The sequence below is a fragment of the Bacillus sp. RO1 genome (genome assembly GCF_012524115.1).
Taxonomy (GTDB): domain Bacteria; phylum Bacillota; class Bacilli; order Bacillales; family Bacillaceae_I; genus Sutcliffiella_A.
The window spans coordinates 1-21,299 of sequence record NZ_JAAZWB010000090.1 but is presented as its reverse complement, the minus strand read 5'-3'; the positions used below and the strand labels follow the sequence as shown (position 1 = coordinate 21,299).

At 41.3% G+C, this 21,299-nt stretch carries 18 protein-coding genes and 1 riboswitch; of the genes, 16 read left to right on the top strand and 2 right to left on the bottom strand.

The genetic code is table 11. The annotated features are described in order from the left end of the window. Window positions 1-38 precede the first annotated feature (38 nt). Complete coding sequence (yfkAB, locus tag HC179_RS19720; RefSeq protein WP_168865907.1) at window positions 39-1,163, bottom strand: radical SAM/CxCxxxxC motif protein YfkAB; 1,125 nt, start codon at window positions 1,161-1,163, stop codon at window positions 39-41. A 149-nt stretch (window positions 1,164-1,312) separates the two neighbouring features. On the opposite strand from yfkAB, the gene HC179_RS19715 reads away from it, so the two are divergent. Continuing rightward, on the top strand, window positions 1,313-1,495 hold the full coding sequence (locus tag HC179_RS19715; RefSeq protein ID WP_063562007.1) for an SE1561 family protein: 183 nt from the start codon (window positions 1,313-1,315) through the stop codon (window positions 1,493-1,495). A 770-nt stretch (window positions 1,496-2,265) separates the two neighbouring features. Here the strand turns inward: HC179_RS19715 and HC179_RS19710 are convergent. Further along, window positions 2,266-3,168 carry a GNAT family N-acetyltransferase gene (locus tag HC179_RS19710; protein WP_168865906.1) on the bottom strand — a complete coding sequence of 301 codons (903 nt, stop codon included), beginning with the start codon at window positions 3,166-3,168 and terminating at the stop codon, window positions 2,266-2,268. 183 nt (window positions 3,169-3,351) lie between these two features. Here HC179_RS19710 and HC179_RS19705 point away from each other — a divergent pair, with 183 nt between their 5' ends. The 15 genes from HC179_RS19705 (at window position 3,352) to HC179_RS19635 (ending at window position 20,991) form a co-directional block, all read left to right on the top strand. Then, window positions 3,352-4,893: a fumarate hydratase gene (locus HC179_RS19705; RefSeq protein ID WP_168865905.1), complete on the top strand. Its 1,542-nt coding sequence runs from the start codon at window positions 3,352-3,354 to the stop codon at window positions 4,891-4,893. A 151-nt stretch (window positions 4,894-5,044) separates the two neighbouring features. Beyond that, the gene (gene pdaA / locus HC179_RS19700) at window positions 5,045-5,860 is read left to right on the top strand and encodes a delta-lactam-biosynthetic de-N-acetylase (protein ID WP_168865904.1); all 816 of its coding nucleotides are present in this window, start codon (window positions 5,045-5,047) and stop codon (window positions 5,858-5,860) included. A gap of 119 nt (window positions 5,861-5,979) precedes the next feature. Then, a complete protein-coding gene (locus tag HC179_RS19695; RefSeq protein ID WP_168865903.1) occupies window positions 5,980-6,861 on the top strand; it encodes a DNA-3-methyladenine glycosylase family protein in 882 nt (293 codons plus the stop codon). After that, window positions 6,858-8,270, top strand: coding sequence for a 23S rRNA (uracil(1939)-C(5))-methyltransferase RlmD (rlmD, locus tag HC179_RS19690; protein WP_168865902.1), 1,413 nt, complete (start codon window positions 6,858-6,860; stop codon window positions 8,268-8,270). Before HC179_RS19695 ends, rlmD begins: the two co-directional genes overlap by 4 nt. A 142-nt stretch (window positions 8,271-8,412) precedes the next feature. Continuing rightward, window positions 8,413-8,847 carry a large conductance mechanosensitive channel protein MscL gene (gene mscL, locus HC179_RS19685; protein WP_168865901.1) on the top strand — a complete coding sequence of 145 codons (435 nt, stop codon included), beginning with the start codon at window positions 8,413-8,415 and terminating at the stop codon, window positions 8,845-8,847. 118 nt (window positions 8,848-8,965) lie between these two features. Continuing rightward, window positions 8,966-9,067, top strand: a riboswitch (purine riboswitch). Between the two features lie 144 nt (window positions 9,068-9,211). Then, window positions 9,212-10,405, top strand: a complete 1,194-nt coding sequence (locus HC179_RS19680; RefSeq protein ID WP_168865900.1) for a NupC/NupG family nucleoside CNT transporter — start codon at window positions 9,212-9,214, stop codon at window positions 10,403-10,405. A 14-nt stretch (window positions 10,406-10,419) separates the two neighbouring features. Beyond that, a complete protein-coding gene (locus HC179_RS19675) occupies window positions 10,420-10,572 on the top strand; it encodes a hypothetical protein (protein WP_168865899.1) in 153 nt (50 codons plus the stop codon). Between the two features lie 115 nt (window positions 10,573-10,687). Further along, entirely contained in the window at window positions 10,688-12,268 is a 1,581-nt protein-coding gene (locus HC179_RS19670; RefSeq protein WP_168865898.1) for a GGDEF domain-containing response regulator, read from the top strand. Between the two features lie 2 nt (window positions 12,269-12,270). Next, window positions 12,271-13,326, top strand: coding sequence for a HEAT repeat domain-containing protein (locus HC179_RS19665; RefSeq protein ID WP_168865897.1), 1,056 nt, complete (start codon window positions 12,271-12,273; stop codon window positions 13,324-13,326). Between the two features lie 49 nt (window positions 13,327-13,375). Beyond that, the gene (locus HC179_RS19660) at window positions 13,376-14,725 is read left to right on the top strand and encodes a glycosyltransferase family 2 protein (protein ID WP_168865963.1); all 1,350 of its coding nucleotides are present in this window, start codon (window positions 13,376-13,378) and stop codon (window positions 14,723-14,725) included. A 33-nt stretch (window positions 14,726-14,758) separates the two neighbouring features. Further along, window positions 14,759-15,136, top strand: a complete 378-nt coding sequence (locus HC179_RS19655) for a response regulator (protein WP_168865896.1) — start codon at window positions 14,759-14,761, stop codon at window positions 15,134-15,136. Next, window positions 15,120-17,561 carry an ATP-binding protein gene (locus HC179_RS19650; RefSeq protein WP_168865895.1) on the top strand — a complete coding sequence of 814 codons (2,442 nt, stop codon included), beginning with the start codon at window positions 15,120-15,122 and terminating at the stop codon, window positions 17,559-17,561. The genes HC179_RS19655 and HC179_RS19650 overlap by 17 nt, the downstream gene beginning before the upstream one ends. A 66-nt stretch (window positions 17,562-17,627) precedes the next feature. Further along, a complete protein-coding gene (locus HC179_RS19645; protein WP_168865894.1) occupies window positions 17,628-18,149 on the top strand; it encodes a YehS family protein in 522 nt (173 codons plus the stop codon). Between the two features lie 97 nt (window positions 18,150-18,246). Further along, window positions 18,247-19,323: a Gfo/Idh/MocA family protein gene (locus HC179_RS19640; protein ID WP_168865893.1), complete on the top strand. Its 1,077-nt coding sequence runs from the start codon at window positions 18,247-18,249 to the stop codon at window positions 19,321-19,323. Window positions 19,324-19,881: 558 nt separating this feature from the next. Continuing rightward, window positions 19,882-20,991: a sugar ABC transporter substrate-binding protein gene (locus tag HC179_RS19635; RefSeq protein WP_168865892.1), complete on the top strand. Its 1,110-nt coding sequence runs from the start codon at window positions 19,882-19,884 to the stop codon at window positions 20,989-20,991. The last annotated feature ends 308 nt before the right edge of the window (window positions 20,992-21,299 follow it).

Genomic DNA, 21,299 nt, shown 5'->3' with positions numbered 1-21,299 from the left:
AAAAAGAAAGCCTGGGATTACGTTTCCCAGGCTTTTGCTTATTTGGTCAATTTCGTTTCACGAACAGTGAAATCCATGTTTGGATAGTATGCATTTTTTACTAATATATTTGGTCCAAGACAAGCAACTGCAGGACAGTGGCAGTCTAATTCTTTTGCAATGGAGGTCTCTTTCCATTTTTCATATGCAGTTGGTAAGTCTGTTGTTTGAATGTTTCCAAGGGGAGGCGTATCGCCAAAATCTGTGACGATGATATCTCCGTTAAAAATATTCACGTTCAAACGAGAGCGGCCGTCCGGGTCATTCCGAACCGTCACATTCTTTGATTTATACATGCGTTCCAACAATGCTCTGTCTTCTTGATTGTCACTGCAAGGATAAAACGGAAGCGTACCAAACAACATCCACGTATTTTCATCTCGCATATCTAGTAAACGATGAATAGCATCACGCATTTCATCAAGCGTGAGCACTTCCATGCCACTAGCGAAATCGCTAGGGTACATAGGGTGCACCTCATGTCTTTGGCAGTTCATTTCCTCTACAATTTGCTTATGAATATGCTCGATATGCGGAAGCGTACGTTTATTCAGCATCGTTTCAGCAGATACAATCACACCAGCGGCAGTCAAGGCCTTCGAATTTTCAATCATACGCTCAAAATACTTCGCTCGCTGCTCATACGTCGGTTTGCGGTCCATCATCGCAAATCCGCCTTCCACAAAGTCATCCATCGTACCCCAGTTATGAGAAATATGTAACACATCCAGGTAAGGAATGATTTTTTCGTATCTGGCTAAATCTAACGTTAAGTTCGAATTAATCTGCGTTCGCACACCACGTTCGTGCGCATATTTTAATAGCGGCACGACGTATTCATTCACTGACTTCATGCTCATCATCGGCTCACCGCCAGTGATACTGATGGAGCGAAGTCGTGGAATTTCTTCCAAGCGTTGAATTAATAACTCTATTGGCAGAGCTTGAGGATCCTTTGGTTGTAACGTGTATCCAACGGCACAGTGCTCACAACGCATATTACAGAGCGTGGTGGTGGTAAATTCTACATTTGTCAGTTCCATCTGGCCGTATTCTTTTACATCTAAATATGCTTCCCATGGATCATAGGAAGGAGTAATTGGTGGTAGTATAGTTGTCTTCATCGTAAACTCCTTTATTAAAAAACCTTACCCTTCATTGTATCATGATTCATGGAACTGCAGACCGGAAAATTCTTCGAAGGTTGCTTGATGTGCTTTAGTGCGGTAGTATAAAGAAAAACTTACAGGAATGGCAGAAAGGTGCGATTATTATGGGCAAAGCAACAGAAAACAAAGACTCTCAAGTCGATTACTTGAAAAATAGATTGAATATGTTTTTGGAGGTTGTGGATTCATTAGATCCGGAATCAACAGATGTTGAAGACATTGACCGCTTGATTCAGATGCTGGATGATTTGGAAGGGAAGTACAATCAGTTTAAGAAGGATTGGTAAGAAGAGGGTCATCCATGAAGAGATGAAGACCTTTTTTAGGTGTGAAAGCTGTGACAGAGGTCTTCATCGGGTGATGAAGACCTTTTTTAGGTGTGAAAGCTAGGACAGAGGTCTTCATCGAGGTAATGAAGACCTTTTTAAGGTGCAAAAGCTAGGACAGAGGTCTTCATCGAGGTAATGAAGACCTTTTTAAGGTGTAAAAGCTATGACAGAGGTCTTCATCGAGGTAATGAAGACCTTTTTAAGGTGTGAAAGCTAGGACAGAGGTCTTCATCGGGGTGATGAAGACTTTTTTAAGGTGTAAAAGCTGTGACAGAGGTCTTCATCGTGGTGATGAAGACCTTTTTAAGGTGTGAAAGCTATGAAAAAGGTCATCATCGGGGTGATGAAGACCTCTTAAAGGTGTGAAAGCTAGGACAGAGGTCATCATCGGGGTGATGAAGACCTTTTTAAGGTGTAAAAGCTAGGACAGAGGTCTTCATCGAGGTAATGAAGACCTTTTTAAGGTGTGAAAGCTAGGACAGAGGTCATCATCGAGGTAATGAAGACCTTTTAAAGGTGTAAACAATGTGACAGAGGTCATCATCGAGGTAATGAAGATCTCTTAAAGGTGTAAAAGCTGTGACAAAGGCCTTCATCGGGATAATGAAGACCTCATTAATGTGTAAAAACGGGAATAGAGGTCTGAAAACAATAAAAAGAAAGTGAATGTATCTTCATACAAACCGCGTAGCAATTTAATTCATGAATGCACAATTGCAGCTTCACACTTACTTCTTAATCACCATCCTATAAACCTCCAACAACTCTTCCACCGACACTCCATCGATCTTCATCCCGGAAATGTCGCAGTCGTTAATCTCCACATCACCCATCTTACAATTGTTAAACCGCGTTCCCATCAACTCACAGCGCTCAAAGTTTACTGGAGCATCTTCAATAGTTGTATCCCTGAACTCGACACCACTCATGTCAACGTGTTTCACTCGACTACCCGAAAGGTTCAAGTCAGCAATTAACGTATCCCTGAAATTTATGTTCTGGAACTTTGATCCTCTTAAATTGATATTGCTAAAATGTGTCCCAGCTAACGTACAATTGGTGAAAGCACTGTTTGCTATATTCGCCTGATAAAAGGTCGCATCTTCCAAGTTGCAGGATTCAAATGCATTTTCTGAGGCAGCAGCCATTCCAGTAACAATGCGTTTGATATAACACACCTCATCTTCCGTTTCAAATGTGCGCTCAAAGCCCATCTTTTCATAAAAATGAAGGTTGCCTTTTTGTCTAGGAGAGGTTTCCAAGTCCCAAGTCGTCACAGAAGGATATGCTTTTTCTACCAACCGGCTCACTTCAGATCCTACACCTTGCCCTTGATAAGCAGGATCAATAAATATTCGGTCAATCCGGCCAAACCTTTTACCCGTCATCGTCAGAATAACCCCGCCTACAAGTTGCTCCTCCAACATTATCTTGTAGTAGGTAAGCTCTTCCATCATATAGCAGGTAGTATGAACGGAATCATAACCCGGTGGTTGAATGTTATAGTCCAAGATATGCGAATCTATAGAACCAAGCCAGTGAAGAGCTTCCTCATTAAAAGTCTTTTTCATAATATCAGTCAATTGCTCTGCATCATCTAGTCTTGCTTGTAAAAGTTTAATCTGTGCCATGTTTGTATCTCCCATCTCTCATGTATCTTTATCCCACTTTACCACAAAAATCCAACAGCTCTCAGGGTTTTGATGGAATCGGTTACAAAGTGCTTTATCCTTCTAATTAGATCAAGTATAATGAAGAATGTATAAAAGAAACGTAGATAACTTTTCAACTGGGGATAGGAGAGGGAGTTAAAGATGAATAAATTATATGAGAGCATGTATGACTTGATCGTAGAAACCTCTACAAAGCTGCCTAAAGATGTACGCCGTGCGATTGCTAAAGCAAAGCTTAGTGAGAGTGCAGGAACACGAGCAGCAATGTCACTTGCTACAATTACAAATAATATTACGATGGCGGATGAAAATGTGTCTCCGATCTGTCAGGACACAGGACTGCCTACATTTAAAATAAAAACACCTGTTGGAGTAAACCAACTGGAAATTAAAAAGGTAATTAAAGAAGCGATTGTCCAGGCTACAAAGGATGGAAAGCTGCGTCCTAATTCAGTGGACTCCTTGACTGGTGCAAACAGTGGGGACAACCTTGGCGATGGAGTTCCTGTCATTAAATTTGAACAGTGGGAAAAGGATTTTATTGATGCGCGCCTTATTCTAAAAGGCGGAGGCTGTGAGAACAAAAATATTCAGTACAGCTTGCCATGCGAGCTTGAAGGGCTTGGCCGTGCTGGTCGTGACCTGGATGGTATCCGCAAGTGTGTCATGCATTCTGTTTACCAGGCGCAAGGACAGGGCTGTAGCGCCGGTGTTATCGGTGTTGGGATTGGCGGCGACCGCACTTCCGGTTATGAGCTTGCGAAAGAACAGCTATTCCGCAGCCTCGATGACGAGAACACAGTACCTGAATTGAAAGAACTTGAAGAGTATGTAATGGAAAATGCCAATAAGCTTGGCATTGGAACCATGGGCTTCGGTGGCGAAACGACATTGCTTGGCTGTAAGGTTGGGGTTGCGCATCGTATTCCAGCTAGCTTTTTCGTATCAGTTGCGTATAATTGCTGGGCATACCGCCGCTTAGGAGTGAAAATCAGTCCGGAAACTGGTGAGATTAACGAGTGGTTTTATCAGGAAGGAGAAATGATCGATTTCTCAAAAGAGTTGGCAGAGCAAGAGGAAGTGGCAGCAACTTCTGAAGCAAGTGAAATTGTTCTAGAAGCGCCAATTACGGAAGAGAAAATTCGTTCGTTAAAGGTGGGCGACGTGGTTCGCATTAATGGTAGAATGTACACTGGCCGCGACGCGATCCATAAACACTTGAGCGACAATGATGCCCCAGTTGATTTAGACGGACAAATCATTTATCACTGTGGCCCGGTTATGCTAAAAGATGACCAAGGAAACTGGCATGTAAAAGCAGCAGGACCAACGACAAGTATTCGCGAGGAGCCTTACCAAGGGGATATTATGAAGAAGTTCGGTATACGTGCGGTCATGGGTAAAGGTGGAATGGGTGCGAAAACATTGAAAGCCCTGGAAGAGCACGGCGGCGTTTACTTAAATGCCATCGGCGGAGCGGCACAATATTATGCGGACTGTATTAAGGGTGTTGATGGGGTAGACCTGATGGAGTTTGGTATTCCAGAAGCAATGTGGCACTTGAATGTTGAAGGCTTTACAGCAGTAGTAACGATGGATTCGCATGGCAACAGCTTGCATGCGGATGTAGAGAAGTCTTCTTTAGAAAAGCTTGCACAGTTTAAGGATAGAGTGTTTAACTAAATTTTTATAATTGACGGTTCGGTGACCAAGAAGGTTATCGAACCGTTTTTTAATTTAATTGGAAAACAATACACCGTATCAATCCCTATTTCCAAACGAAACATAATAGTAGCTAGAGATTAGAATTATGGAAGGAGGAAACACCATCATCATGCGAAAATTACTTAATATCCTAATTATTACTGTTGTTGCACTTTTCATCATTCCGCATTTAAGCCAAGCGGACACCTATTCCACTACCACGCTTCATTGGGGGTTCAAAAAGAGTCAAAACCATGAGCCGCCTGATGCAGGGCAAAAATACAATGAACTTTTAAAGAAGCATAACGCCTTTTACCTTGGCGATACAACCAAAAAAGAAATATACCTTACTTTTGATAATGGCTATGAGAATGGATACACCGAAAAAGTATTGGATGTACTTAAAGAGAAAAAAGTACCTGCAGCTTTTTTCGTAACAGGGTATTACCTTAAAGACCAGCCTGATCTTGTAAAAAGAATGGTCAATGAAGGCCATATCGTTGGGAATCACAGCTGGCATCATCCTGATATGACACAAGTAAACGATGTTCGCTTTAAAAAAGAGCTCGACATGATTAAAGAAGAGTACAAAAACATTACAGGTCTTGATAATATGACCTATTTAAGGCCGCCCCGTGGAACATTCAGTGATCGAACACTGGCACTTGCCAACCAAATGGGTTATCAGCACGTCTTCTGGTCCCTGGCTTATGTTGATTGGCATACCGACCAGCAAAAAGGCTGGAAATACTCTTATGATAATATCATGGCTCAAATACATCCTGGTGCGATACTTCTTCTTCACACTGTATCCAAAGACAATGCAGAAGCGATGGAAAAGGTCATTGACGACCTTCGTAAACAAGGTTATGAATTTAAAAGCCTGGATGAAATCGCTGCACAACATACTATTCCCAATCCCATTTTGCTTATACAGGAAAACTGACTCCTTCGCCCACTAGCAAAGGAGTTTTTCTGATTGTTCCTCTTCCCGCACCACCCTTGTTTGGCAACACACAAGAAAGCCGTTATAATTGGGAAAGTAGATAAAGGACGGTGGGGAAGTTGGTTAAGATAAAGATAAATGGACCCTATGATTTTGACAGAGTGTTGCAGCGGTTATCTATTGATCCGCTAATGGTCGTTGATCATAAGGCGCGCTCTATAAAAGTACCGATGTATCAGGGAGAAGCTCCAATTGTGATAGCAGTGCAGGCGACAGGGACGAAACAAAACCCGAGCTTTCAATTATCTAGTACAGTAACGCTGACAGATATGGATATTCAGCACATCAAAACTATTTTCCAATGGGACAAGCCGCTTCAAGACATCGCAAATCATTTTTCCAAAACAGATCTCGCTATTATTTTTCAAGAGCACGAAGGGACGCCACTCGTACTCGACTTTGACCTTTACCACTGTCTAATGAAATGCATTATTCATCAGCAGGTCAACATGAAATTCGCACATACGTTGACGCAACGTTTTGTGCATACATTCGGTTTTGAAAAAGAAGGAGTTTGGTTCTATCCTAAGCCAGAAGATGTGGCAGAGCTTGATTACGAGCAAATCACTGAACTGAAAATGAGCCGCAGAAAAGCGGAATATATTATAGACACCTCCAAACTGGTTGCAAATGGCGACTTGCCACTTTACAATTTGGACCAAAAAACGGATGAAGAAATACTAAAAGAACTTGTAAAAGTAAGAGGAATCGGCCCATGGACTGTCCAAAACCTGCTTCTATTTGGACTAGGGAGGCCAAATCTATTTCCAATCGCAGATATTGGCATCCAGAATGCCTTGAAAAAATTAAAAGGACTCGACCAAAAGCCTACTGTTCTGCAGATGCAGGAGTGGGCGAAGGACTGGGAACCATATTTAAGCTATGCTTCCCTTTACCTTTGGAGAAGCATCGAACCGCAAGCTGAGGAGTTAGTGAAATGAAAACGAAGAAACCTTACAACAAGCAACAACAATCCAATGTCGATATGAAAGTGGGCCAAACTTTTCCGCTGACAATTAAGCGTTTGGGGATTAACGGAGAAGGTGTGGGCTATTTTAAAAAGCAAGTGGTGTTTGTCCCGGGAGCACTACCGGAAGAAGTGGTCGTGGCGGAAGTGACAGACGTGAAAAACAAGTTTGCGGAAGCGAAAATCAAGAAGTTCAGAAGTAAATCCCCACATCGAACTACACCGCCTTGCCCTATTTATGAGCAGTGCGGAGGCTGTCAGCTGCAGCATTTAAAATACGACCAACAGTTAACCTTGAAACGCGATATCATCATACAGTCACTAGAACGCCATACAAAGCTGAATGTGAATAAACTCAACATTAAACCCACCATCGGTATGGAAGACCCGTGGTATTACCGAAATAAGAGTCAGTTCCAGGTTGGCAAGCAAAAGGAAAAAGTAATCGCTGGCCTTTACGGTGCCAACTCGCACAAGTTGATCGATATCGATAATTGTATCGTCCAGCACAGTGCTACAACTGAAGTAACCAACACGGTCAAAAAAATTCTTCAAGATTTCAATATTCCTGTTCAGAATGAGAAAAAGGGGCAGCCATCTGTTCGCACCATCATGACAAGAGTCGGTTTTTCCACAGGAGAAATTCAAGTGGTACTCATAACGACTGATGAAAAATTGCCTCGAAAACAGTTAGTAGTAGAGGAAATTCAAAAACGGTTGCCAAAAGTGAAAAGCATCATGCAAAACATAAACGGCAGAAAAACCTCTCTTATTTTCGGTGAAGAAACGATTCATTTAAGCGGAGAAAAAGTGATTCAGGAAACGCTTGGAGATGTTTCCTTTGAATTGAGCGCACGAGCATTCTTCCAGTTAAACCCTGTTCAGACAGTCAAGCTTTATGATTTAGTAAAAGAAGCCGCACAATTGACGGGAAAAGAAAAAGTCGTCGATGCTTACTGTGGAGTGGGAACCATCGGCCTTTGGCTGGCAGATGGAGCAGGTGAGGTTCGCGGCATGGACACTATTGCAGAATCCATTGAAGATGCAAAAGAAAATGCCAAACACCATGGCTATACGAATATGAAATATGTGGCAGGAAAAGCAGAGAAATGGCTGCCAAAATGGGTAAAAGAAGGCTGGAGACCAGACACTATTGTTGTGGATCCACCACGTACAGGCTTGGACGAGACTTTCATGAAGACCGTCCTAGACGTAGAACCGAAGAATTTTGTTTATGTTTCCTGCAATCCATCCACACTTGCAAAAGATATTCAGTTCTTAAGTAGGAAGTATAAAGTAGATTGGATCCAACCTGTGGATATGTTTCCACAAACCGCTCATGTGGAAAGTGTGGCGAAATTAATAAAAAAAGAAGGCAACTAAAAGGAGGTTGCTTTCTTTTTATACCACAGCCTGATTTCTTTAACGGGAATCAGGCTGTTTTTCTATTATCCATATGTTTTGGACATATCTCCCCCTTCCCCACATATAGATTGTAGAAAATGTGGATTGTGAGGGTGGGGGTATGTGGTCGGAGTTTAAAGAATTTATCTCAAGAGGAAACGTTTTTGAGCTGGCGATAGCGGTGATCATTGGTGCTTCTTTTAATAATATCGTCAATTCCCTTGTAGAGGATATGATCATGCCGATCATAGGGATCATTGTAGGGGGAGTGAATCTGGAGGCTCTTTATTTCCGGGTTGGAGGGGCATTTGTCTTTTATGGGAAGTTCATCCAATCGATGATGGATTTCCTCCTGGTGTCGGTGGCTATTTTTACTGTCATTAAGATTTTTAATAGATACGGGCGGAGAAAAGAGAAGAAAGAATACAAGGTTAAGGCTATCACGAATTTAGAATTGCTTACAGAAATCAGGGACATTTTGAAAAGGCAGGAGCAAATCGGGAAAGATGTAAAGCCTGAGGAGACTATTATACGACTTAGAAGAAAAGTGAAGTAATATTTCGGGGGATGATTGCTTAAATCTAGTGGTCCATACAGATAGTGTGAACTTTCATAATATATAAGCTTCAGTATTTCATATTGTGCAAAAGTTATTCCCTATGTTAAAGTGTCAAAATAACTTCATACGAATTCCTTATATAACTATGGTGATATGGACCATAAGTCTCTACCTGGCAGCCTTAAATTGCTGGACTATAAGGAAAGTCATTCTATGCATGAAAAGTGTATGGGGCTTTCTTTATTTTGGGAGAAGGTCACATACGCTTTTTTATTTTACTCTGAAGCTGTCTGACATCATACGACTATATGGGGATATAAGCAGTCGTTGAAGAAAACACATCACTGGGAGGTATCTTGCATTGAGTTTTATTTATGGCGTTTTTTCTTTGATTGGTGTCCTGTTTTTGGCCTGGCTATATAGCAGCAAGCGTTCTGCTATTAAATGGCGCACGGTCATTATAGGGATAAGCATTGAATTTTTACTTGTTTTGTTCGTTTTGAAGGTTCCTTTTGGACAAAGCATCTTAGAGAATGCGGCGCTCGGTGTACAGAAGGTCATCGATTATAGCACAGAAGGAATCATGTTCGTCTTCGGAGGTTTTTTTGGGGAAGGGACCAACATCACCTTCGTTTTTGCGATTAATGTCCTAGGCGCGATCATTTTTATTTCGGCACTCATTTCTGCTCTCTACTATTTGCGCATCATTCCCTTCTTTGTAAAATATATCGGGATTGGGCTTGGCAAGGTTTTAGGTACAACAAAGGTGGAATCGTTCAATGCGATCGGCAACTCCTTTTTGGGCTTGGCGGAAGCTCCGTTATTAATCAAGCCTTATCTAATCAAGCTGACGCGATCAGAGGTTTTTGCTGTCATGGTTGGTGGAACCGCGTCGGCAAGCGGGGCGATACTGATAGGATATTCCTTGATGGGGATTGATATGAAGTTTCTGCTTCTTTCCGTATTCAGTGTGCCGATCGTTTCCCTTGTGATTGCCAAAGTGATGGAGCCTGAAACAGAGGAATCCCAAACAAATGGCGATATCTCACTAGGAAAGACCACGCATACCAATGTATTCGAAGCAATCGCAGATGGAGCATTGAACGGTACGAGGCTGGCCATCAATATTGGGGGACTCCTGATTGCTTTTATTGGAATTCTGGCACTGGTCAACGGCCTGCTTGGTCTGCTCCACACAGAGCTTTCCACCGTTTTCGGCTATGTCTTCTATCCCTTAGCAGTGCTGATCGGCATTCCGATGGATGAAGCATTCAGGGCAGCTTCCATTATAGGCACCAAGCTCTCTGTCAACGAGTTTGTCGCGTTCAACGAGCTTTCGGCAATCATGAATGACCTTTCACCAAAAACTGTGGCCATTTTATCCGTTGCGCTTTGCAACTTCGCCAACCTGTCATCCATCGGACAATTGATTGTTGGATTAGGTTCCCTCGAGCCCACCCAACAAAAGACCGTATCCAAATTAAGCTTCAAGGCAATCGTGGCAGGAACCCTGGCAAGCTTTATTACAGCCATTATTGTAAGCATTTTTTTATAAGAATAATAACGATTGTGAAGACGTACCTAGGATTGATGGACGGTAGCCTCACGATTTTCTCAGGTAGTAAGCAACCATATATCATATTAATAGAAGGCGTCACTCATCTGAATGAGTGGTGTCTTCTTTTATTGCTTCAATTGATTGATTCAAGGATGGGGTTGTGACGGTGATTATGAAAATTTATCCATGACATCTTAATCATTCCTCTTTATAATTAATATATAATATGTAGTTTAGAGGCTATTCATCTGGAGTGTCTTATCGGAAGGTTGTGCTGTATTGGATAAATATAAAACAAAATTAATTGCTACTATTTTAAATCAAATAGATCAGTGGGAAGACAGTGCCAGCGCTGTTCCGCACGAAGAAGTATATCGGTTTGTCCACTCTATAAAAGGGACTGCTAGGACAGTCGGGCTGGATGAACTTGGGGACATAACAGAAGCGTTATATGAAAAGATAGATGTTGCTGAAAAAAGAATGTGGCAGCTGGAGGAATGCCAATTATTTTTGCAAGAAGTTATCGGTTATTGCAAGAAGATAGGGATGACTACAAAACTCACAAAAGATCAACCAAGGATCCTTATCGCTGATCCCGATCCAGCTTTACTGGTTGAATGGAAAGAGTATCTTGAGAGCAAGTCTTTCCATGTATTGGTGAGTACAGACTTTGAAAAGACCGTTGATACTCTTTATGATGTGAAACCAGATTGTCTGGTAATTGATGCGGGATTGAAAGATGAAAAAGGGCTTCCATTGTTAGAGAGGCTTCAAGCAAGCGGGCAGCAAATGTTGACACCTGTTATGGTAATTGACAACCAGCCGAACAGAGAAAACCGATTAAACGCTTACCGTGCCGGAGCAGATGATTTTATGTCAAAACCCTTGGACATAGAAGAGTTTGAAGTAAGGGTTACAAGGCAAGTGGGGAGAAAAAAGCAATATGATGAATTGTTGTTGGTGGATGAACTCACAAAGGCGTATAACCGGAAGTACTTCCAGTCATTTTTTGCAAAACAGCAGTCAATCTTTACAAGAGGAAAAGAGCCGTTTAGTGTAGGAATCATTGATCTCGATTGTTTTAAACAGGTAAATGATACATATGGGCATGTTGTTGGTGACGAGGTATTGAAGCGGCTAGCATCGTATATGAAGCAAAATATGCGATCTGGTGATGTGTTTGCAAGATATGGTGGAGAAGAGTTTGCTATGTTGCTGCCGAATACGGCTAAGGAGGAAGCATTAAAGCTGGTTGAACGCCTTCTGAATGGTTTTATGAAATTAAATTTTCAAGTCAATCAAGAATCATTCACTTGCTCCTTTTCAGGAGGAGTTGTTCAGGTTTCAGAAGGTGGTTTGTCATTGGAAAGAGTAATGGAACGTGCAGACAAGGCTCTCTATGAAGCAAAAAAGAAAGGAAGGGCAAGAGTCGAGGTATATGAAGGCCAAGAAGTAGTTACACAGAAGGTCAAGGTAGCTATTGTTGATGATGATGAAATTGTTAGAATGATGCTTTCTGAAGTGATTGGAAAGCTGTCCCTTCCTTCCAATAGGGTTATTGAAATAGAAACTTTTCCGGATGGAAAAAGCTTTCTGCAATCGGAGTGGCTACAGAGTGAGGATCGGTATGTGATTATTCTTGATGGCATGATGCCGAAAATGGATGGATTGGAAGTGTTACAAAGACTTCGCTCGGAAAGGCGCCATGACCAGTTTAAAGTAATGATGTTAACCTCTAGGAAAAGCGAAAGGGACATACAAAAAGCGTTGCAGCTTGGAGCGGATGATTATGTCACAAAGCCTTTTAAGCTACTTGAGGTAGAAGCAAGGCTTCTGCACTTGATAAAGCGAGGGATGTGACATTGATTAATAGTCTTGTAACGATCGTGCTGCTAATCATTCTATCTTTTTTTATTTTGCTCTCTATTTTATTTTTCTATATGCTTGTCACCAAAATAATGCAGAACAGCCTACGTCAAAAAATTGACCAGCATAAAGAAGAATTAAGGGCTAAAGTTTTTGAATACTTATACAGGCAAAACCAAGCCATTCTTGAACAGGAATGGAACGGAAAACAGTGGAAAGCAATGGAAGAACTCTTCAGCGATTTTGCAGATGTTGTTCAAGGGGATGAAGTGCAAGAGCGAATTACTCTTTTTGCAAATACCCACTTCATTGAGAAGTATAAGCGGAACCTTCTTCATCGTCGCTGGAGCATAAGGATGAATACTCTGTATGCAATTGAGGATTTTCACCTTAAAAGCATGGTACCATACCTTCTTGATACCTACGAGCAAAGAAGTCTGTCTCAGGAAGAACGAAGACAATTATTGAAAATCCTTGTGAGATTTCAAACAAATCACTGGGAGGACTTATTGAAAGAACCAAAATGGCTTCTTTCAGAATTCATGTACAGATCCTTATTGGGGGTAATGACTGAGAGACAGTTTCAGACGATGGTTACAAGATTTGATGCCTTCCCTGAATATATTCAGTTTCCAGTGCTAGATATGATAGGAATTCAGGGAAAAAGGGAGTTTTTGCCTTTCCTTGAGGATTTACTTAGGAATTCTTCTGGAGAAAAGAAAATCAGAATTTTAAAAGCAATGAATGAATTAGGGTATTCAAAGATCCTGGAATGGATGGAGCATGTAGGTTTTCCAGAAAGCACCTGGGAAGAGCGATTAATGCTCAGTAAATTACTTGGCAGGACCAACCATAAGGAAAGCCTCTTTATTTTAACTGAGCTTCTAAGTGACAAAAGTTATGATGTCAGAAATAACGCTGCCAAATCCATCTTATCAATCCAAGGAGGGGCAGACCACCTCCATCAGGTCCTGGAAACTTCCCCAGACCGCTTTGCAAGAGATATGGCGGAAGAATGGTTACAGAAAGGAGGGCAAATCCGTGGACTATAATTTTATTAATTTGCTGTTACAGGGGATTGGTTGGTTTGTTATAGCTTATATGGGATTTGTCATTCTTTTTTATCTGTTCATGTTGCTGGTTTCCTTATTCCAAGTTAGGAAGAACTATCAGCTGGACAAAACAGAGCCGTATGAGGACCTATTGGATGTAAGTTATTCTAAACCCCTTTCTATATTGGTACCGGCCTATAATGAATCACTGGGAATTGTTCCATCTGTTCGCTCTTTACTTAGCATAGAATACCCACAGTATGAAATCATTGTCATTAATGATGGTTCAAAAGATGATACGATGGAAAAGCTCATTGAGGAATTTCAACTAAAAAAAATAAAGAAAATAGTGAAACAAAAGTTGATGACAAAAGAAGTAAAAGGTATCTACCAGTCTTCTATTTATGATTATTTATATGTGATAGATAAAGAGAATGGCGGGAAATCGGATGCATTAAACGTTGGAATTAACGTATGCACTTATCCGTATTTCTGTTCGGTGGACGGCGATTCTATACTGGAAAGGGACGCCTTCTTAAAAGTAATGAAGCCAATCATAGATTCTGATGGAGACGTTATTGCCACAGGTGGAAGTGTAAGAATCGCTAACGGTTCTGCTATCGAAAATGGATCCATCATGAAGGTGGGACTTTCCTCCAATCCACTGGTCATCATGCAGGTAATTGAATATTTGCGCGCATTTTTAGTGGGAAGAATTGGGTTAAGCAGGCACAATCTTTTATTGATTGTATCAGGTGCCTTTGGGGTTTTCTCCAAAAAGTGGGTAACCGATGCAGGGGGCTATAAACATACCGTTGGAGAGGATATGGAATTAGTCGTAAGGCTGCACCGATATATAAAGGAAAAGAAGGCCAACAAGAAAATTGTCTATGTTGCAGACCCAGTATGCTGGACAGAAGCTCCGGAAGAAATGACATTTTTGAAAAGACAGCGGAATCGATGGCACAGGGGGCTATTTGAAAGTTTGTGGATGCATCGTTCTATGGCGTTCAATCCTAAATATGGATCCATTGGTATGGTATCCATGCCATACTTTATTTTAATAGAGTTTTTGGGGCCAGTTGTAGAATTAACAGGTTATTTATATATCATCCTCTCTTTTTTTCTTGGTGGTATGAATGAAGAAATAGCTTTGCTCTTATTCTTGCTTTTTGTCATCTATGGTTCTATCTACTCCATGTTGGCCGTTTTGATGGAAGAGTGGAGTCTCAAACGATACCCTAAAGCAAGGCATATAGTTGTCTTATTCTTCTATTCCCTTACAGAAACCTTCTGGTACAGACCTTTAACTATAATCTGGAGGTGCCAAGGCATCTTGGATGTATTAAGGAAGAAGAGAGGTTGGGGAGAAATGCAACGAAAAGGGGTATCCCAATAATTTGGAATCGAATGATAAATGGAGGAGTCAAAGATGGCAAATATATTACTTGCTGAGGACGAGAGTGTTCTTCGCATGCTCATTACAGATACGCTTGAAGATGAAGGACACCATATAATGGAGGCATGCAGCGGAAAAGAAGCGGTAGATATTTTGGAAGCGGGGAAAAGTTTTGATCTGGTTATCCTGGATTATATGATGCCTGTATACACAGGATTAGAAGTGCTAACCAAAATGAAAACGATGGGACTGAACCCTGTTCCACCAGTCCTTATCCTTACAGCTAAAAGTCAGCAATCCGTTCGTGATGAGGTCGCTGCCTCGGGAGCTTCAGGGTTTATGTCCAAGCCGTTCAGTCCGATGGAGCTTGCAGAAAAAGTAGAGGCAATGCTAAATGAAATGGAAAAATAGTATATCTACGAAATTTCTAACGATAAATGGGATCTTTTTTCTAGTTTTGGTCACTGGGATCATAACACTGTTGGTTTACGAGTACTCCCTATCTCAAGAGTTCAAGGAAAGGAATGAAGCGCTCGAAGAAAAGGAGGAGAAAATACAAGCCATTGATGATAATATTAATAGTTCGTTCCTGAAGTATCGTGGGTATGTCGCATTTTCCAACCGAGAGATGTTAGAAGATGCAAAAGGATTTGAACTCAACATTAAAGATGATATTGAAAGTCTTGCGGAAATGGCGGAAGACGGGAACGACGAACAATTTGTGCGTGAAGTAACAGATTTCCATACGTTCTATTTTTCTATATACCTTCCTAAAATTCAGGATTTATATGAACAAGACAATATGAATGAGCTTCAGGACTACCTATTTAACCAGGGAGCATCCGCTAGACTCCTTGATTTTATGGATTATATGAAAGACTACCGGTATGAAGTAGACCAGGAAATAGAAAACAATGTGGACCTGATGTCTGATAAAGTACAAGCCAGTCAGCTGTTATTCTCCTTGTATTTTCTGCTTGTCATTTCCCTACTGTTCCTCATAACTTGGGTGCTTATCAAACAGGTTGGTAAACCACTGCGAGAACTTTCAGAGGCAGCTGATGATGTGACAAATGGGAAAATTACAGTGCTACCTTCCTATCAGCATAGTTCGGATGAAATAGGTGTATTATCCAATGCCCTTCATACGATGGTAAATACTCTACAATACAAAGAAGAAGAGTTGATTGCGCAAAATGAAGAACTACTTGCTCAGCAGGACGAACTGCACGCACAGCAGGACGAACTTCAAGCACAGCAAGTGCAATTGGAAGAAAATATTTCGATAATTGAAGAGAGTAATGAGCAACTCGAGTTAAGGAATAAGTTTATTCATGATATGGCAGAGACATTAAGCAGAGAGCGTCTGTTAGAAAATGTTGTCCGTAATATGGGGAAAGTATTAGGGGCAAAAGTTGGCATCATGATGATGCTTAATGATAAAAAAACAGCTGCTTCTATTGGTCTGTCAAAGAACGCGGTAGAACAGTTAAGGTCTGAAGAAAATAATGTATTTCTCCAACAATTATTGGATGTCCAAAAAGCATTTAAGGTGGATAGAAAATGCAGTCGCATGGAGGCAACCTACCATTCGGAAGATATGGCAGCCTTTGATTTATTCATACCCGTCCATACATCTAATGGTATAACAGCAGCTTACATGCAGTTCACAAGATATGATGCGCCTTTTACTGAAAGAGAAATGGAAACAGGCGAAGCACTAGCACTGCAGGTCAGTATGGCTTTGGAAAAAGTAGATTTATATGAGGATTCAGAAGAGAACCGCCTTTTTTATCAGGACATTCTAAACACCATTCAAGAAGGGGTCCTATTAGTGGATGAAAAAGGTAGCGTACTCCAGGCCAACACCCGAATGAGTTCTTTATTGAACTTCCCAACGCCTAATCGGCTGTTGCAATTATCGTTTGAAGAATGGACAACAGTTCTTGTTGAAATGGCAGTCAATAAAGAGAAACTCCGAACCGATCTACTCACTACTTTTAGTGAGAAAGAATCTGCTGATGATGCCTTAATATTTGAGTTGTATCAACGGCACGAGAGATGTGTCTTTAAGATGTATAAAGAAAAAGTCTCACGACAAGATCTTTCCTATGGCTACATCTTGGTATTCCGTGATATGACAAAAGAGTATGAAGTGGATAGGATGAAATCGGAGTTTGTCAGTACCGTAAGTCATGAACTACGTACGCCATTAGCCAGTGTTCTAGGGTTTACAGAAAGAATGATCTACAAAGAGTTATCCGAAGAACGTAAAAAAACCTACCTGAAAACAATCTATCAGGAAGCAAAGCGTCTGACAGCGTTAATCAATGACTTTCTGGATGTACAGAAAATGGAAGCTGGAAAACAAATTTACCACAAAACAACGGAAGATGTAATAGAGATCATTCAAGAAGCAAGTGAGATTTTCCAACACAACGCCAATACGCATCCAATACTTCTTGAAGTAATGACAGAACACACGAAAGTGGAAGCTGACAGGGAAAAGCTGGCACAAGTAATGGCCAATTTGCTGAGCAACGCTATTAAATATTCTCCTGATGGTGGTAAAATTCATATAACGATTACTTCTAAGGGTGAGATGTTACAGGTAACAATAAGGGACCATGGTATTGGAATTCCGAAAGAAGCGATTCCACATCTCTTTACTAAATTTTATCGGGTTGATAATTCTGACCTGAGAAAAATTGGGGGGACAGGACTCGGCTTATCCATTGTGAAAGAAATCATCCATGCGCACAATGGAGATATAGGAATAACATCACAGGTTGAGGAAGGAACTGTTGTCACGATAGAGATTCCCTTAGCAAAATAAATGCTAAATTTATTGGTAAATGGTAATAAATATAGGGAATGAGCAATACAAAAAAGGAGTTTATACATGACTAACAACGATATACTGATTAGACTAAGATACGTACTAGACATTAAGGACAACGACATGGTCGAGATCTTTAAGCTTGGGGACATCGATGTAACAAAAGAGGAAGTTCAGATGATGCTTACCAAACAGGTGGATAGCTATGACTATGACACCGAGGAAGAATATGAACAGGCGCTTGAGGAGGAAGAAATCCTTCCTATCAACAATAACAAGCTGGAATCGTTCCTAAACGGTTTGATTATTTTCAAAAGAGGCAGACAGGAACCAAGACCTGGCCAGCCTGCAAAGCCTCCATTTTCCAATGAACCAGCAAACAATATTCTTCTGAAAAAGGTAAAGATTGCACTCTCCTTAACAACAGAAGATATTATTGACATTATTGGAGAAGCCGGCGTGACCATAACAAAGGGTGAACTTGGTGCTTTTTTACGTAAGAAGGGGCACAAAAACTACAAAGCTTGCATGGATAAATATGCGAGGAATTTCTTAAAAGGTTTGGCAATTAAATATCGTCACTAATATGCAATCTACAACAGCACTCTCCGAATTTAAAAAGGAGAGTGCTGTTTTTTGTCGAAATTAGAAGAGAGACAAATTACATAAAAGGGGAATCTTCATGAAAAAAATAAGAGTAGGTATTATCGGAACAGGTTTTGGTGCAAAGGTTCACGCACCAGTGATGCGAAGTCATCCAGGGTTTGAGGTAGTATCCATTGCCAGTGTATCCCGTGGGAGGCTAGATGAGATTAAAGAGGAAACAGGCATTGAAAACGTTTATGGAAACTGGGAGGAAATGCTGGATTCAGAAGAGATAGATTTGGTTTCTGTCGCTTCTGCACCATTGTTACATCATGACATGGTGGTAAAAGCATTCGCGAGCGGCAAAGACGTTCTATGTGAGAAACCTATGGCGTTTGATGCGGCAGAGGCTGATCAGATGATACATGCAAAAAATGCAGCTGGGAAAATGGGCTGGATTAATTTTGAGTATCGCTTTTTGCCAGCTAGACAGATGGTTAAAAAAATGATCTCGAGCGGGAAAATAGGCAAGGTGTTGCACGTGAACTTCTCGCTAAATATTGCAGGGTATGAAAGGTATGCAACAAGTAAACGCGGCTGGCTAAGCCAAAGTGATCAGGCAGGCGGGATGCTTGGAGCGGTGGGCTCTCATCTAATTGATTCACTGTTGTGGTGGACAGATGCGAGAGTAGAATCTGTTTCAGGCCAGCTGACTACTCATGTTCCGGAGTTCACTGATGAAAACGGTGAGAAGGAAGTCCGTACAGCAGATGATGCTTTCCAAGCGATAGGTAGTTTTGTTGGTGGGGGCACGTTTAGGATTGGTTCCAACATTGCCGTTCGTCATGCAAATGGATGGGAGCTAGAGGTTTACGGAACAGAGGGTACGATTAAAATGTCACAGGACAACAAAGTGGTTGTTGGATATGGAAATAATCCTATGAAAGAAGTGGATATAGAGGAAGCTTTGTCGATACCAGATGGGATGAATCCTGTTGCTGCTGGTTATTTTAATGCTTTTTATCGCTTCTTGGACGAGGTGTATAAAGCGTTATCAGGAGAGGGGGTAAATCCTCATTTGCCGGTATTGGAGGATGGCCATGTGGTGCAGGTCGTAATGGATGCAATTCGTCGGTCGCATGAAGAGAAAAGAATGGTGATAGTTGAATATTAATAGTTAATGTTGTGTGGGTGCAGTTGCTGAGGAGCGGCTGCGCTTTTTATTTTTTCTGGATTTCATTAGATGTTAGCGGCTGATGTGGAGGTACGTCGATCGAATAGGTTTGTTCTATTGGACAAAAGTGGTTGCTATGGAGGAGTTTCGGTCGAATAGAAGCGTTCTATTAGACAAAAGGGGGTGTTTGTGAAGAGTTTCGGTTGAATAGAAGCGTTCTATTAGACAGTAGAGGTTGGTTGCGAGGAGCTTCGGTTGAATAGAAGCGTTCTATTAGACAAAAGGGGGTGTTTGTGAAGAGCTTTGGTCGAATAGGAGCGTTCTATTAGACAAAAGGGGGTGTTTGTGAAGAGCTTCGGTCGAATAGAAGCGTTCTATTAGACAGTAGAGGTTGGTTGCGAGGAGTTTCGGTCGAATAGGAAGTATTCCCAATTATTAAAAAAGTACAGACAATACCAAAAGAGTGCTAGTGATAGCGCTTACAACACAATTATCCCCTGCCATATAATTAAGTTGTAATTAAATAATGAAACAAGCAAAACAAAGGGGGAGCAACAAATGAAGAAGACTTGGAAAGCTACGTCATTATTACTGGTTTTAATGCTTTTTACAGCTATGCTTGCGGCATGTAACAGCAGTACAGGGGGAAGCGGCAGTGTAAGTGTGGGGATTGTTTTGCCAACAAAGGATGAGCCAAGATGGGTGCAAGACGAGCAACGATTCAAGGATGCATTGAAAGACTCTGACTATACAACAGAAATCCTTTTTAGCCAAGGTTCTTCCGCTAAGGAAAAAGAGAACGTTGAAACATTAATCAACAAAGGAATTGAAGTGCTGATTATCACTCCTCAAGATGGAGATGCAGCAGCTGCAGCAGTAGAAGCGGCTAAGAAAGAAGGAATCACGGTTATCTCTTATGACCGTTTAATTACAAACACAGATGCAGTGGATTACTATGTGACATTTGACAGTGTGGCAGTTGGTGCTGCTCAAGGACAATACCTGATCGATAATGTACAAGGATCTGGCGTTCCGCTTTACCTATATGCTGGTGCAGCTTCTGACAACAACGCTTTCCTTTTCTTTGAAGGAGCTTGGAGTGTGTTACAACCAAAAATTGCAGACGGAACGTTCAAAATTGCAAACTCCAGTGAAGCGGAAGCGTTAAAAGACACAGCTGAACTTACTCGTGACCAAATGAGTAAAATTCTAGGACAGGTAACAACTAACTGGGATCCAAACGAAGCGAAGAACAAAGCACAAACACACTTAACTGCAGTGGGTGCAGATATGAAAGGTGATGTGGCGGTACTTGCGCCAAACGACGGTACAGCCCGTTCTATCGCAGACGTATTCGCAACTGATGGGGAAGTATCAAGCTACTTAGTAACAGGTCAGGATGCAGAAAAAGCTTCCATCCAATATATCATTGATGGCAAGCAATCCATGACAGTATTTAAAGATGTACGTACATTAGTGACGGATGCTATGGGGATTGCAGTAGAAATCCTAGACGGCAAAACTCCAGAAACAACTGGTTCTTACGATAACGGAGAAGTAGAAGTCAAAGCAAAACAAACAGATGTCATCGTAGTGGACGAAGAAAACGTACAACAAGAACTAATTGACTCTGAATACTACGAAGCAAGCGAATTTACAGGACTATAAGTAAAGTTGATTTTTGTTCATAGCAAATTTCCCTGTAGATTGGAGTGCAAGGTGTGAGACTCCAGCGGGGGAGAAAAGATTGGTTGAGATCCCGCAACGAAGGAAGCCACTGAAAAAGACATTGATTTTGAAATTTCAATAAACACCGCTGTTTCCTAGGGGCGCTGGTGGAGCCTCCTCGGCTACGCCTGCGGGGTCTCCACCTAGCGCTAGCTCCCTCAGGAGTCTTCGCCTTTTGCTACAATCACCAGCTAGGAATCACAAAAAAATTTACGTTATCAGTTTTTCAGTGGCTTCCAACGAAGTGA